Raw genomic sequence first — 588 nt, 5'->3', positions numbered from 1 at the left:
CCCTTGTCTTCCCAATGATCGTCTGCTTTTGGGCATGAAGGGCAGCATCAGCGAGTTCGAATTGGGCGTGATCCGGGCACGGATGCTTGACGCTGCCAAGGCGAAGGCCCGCCGCGGTGAACTGCGCCTATCAGTGCCGTTCGGTTATGTCTGGCATCGCGAAGCCGGTCTGGGCCTGGATGCCGATCTGCGTCTGCAAGAGGTGATCCGGCTTATCTTCGCCCGCTTTCGCGAACTCGGTAGCGCCCGCCAAGTGCTGTTGTCGATGAAGGCTGAGCAAATCCACTTCCCCCGGCCTGCTGATGAAGGCCGCATGACGAACGTCGTCTGGCAGACGATCCGCTACCGCAATGTGATCAGTGTGCTGAAAAATCCATTCTATGCGGGCGCTTATGTATACGGCAAAAGCGAGAAAAGAACCTCAATCGTCGAGGGGCGAGCGCGGCGGACCTACGGACATTACAAGCCTGCAGGCACCTGGGACGTGATGATCAAGGATCATCACGAAGGGTACATCAGCTGGGATGACTACGAGCGCAACCAGAAGCAGTTGGCGCTCAATGCCTACGGTCGCTCCGATGGTGTAAA

1 protein-coding gene is annotated in these 588 nt (G+C 57.8%); it reads left to right on the top strand.

The genetic code is table 11. The features are described from left to right. Positions 1–34: 34 nt before the first annotated feature. A partial coding sequence (locus tag AACY52_RS29435) for a recombinase family protein (protein ID WP_339561240.1) occupies positions 35–588 on the top strand: 554 nt, incomplete at its 3' end.

The organism is Pseudomonas sp. EA_65y_Pfl1_P113, assembly GCF_963970525.1.
Taxonomy (GTDB): domain Bacteria; phylum Pseudomonadota; class Gammaproteobacteria; order Pseudomonadales; family Pseudomonadaceae; genus Aquipseudomonas; species Aquipseudomonas tritici.
This window is presented reverse-complemented; position numbering and strand designations above follow the sequence as displayed.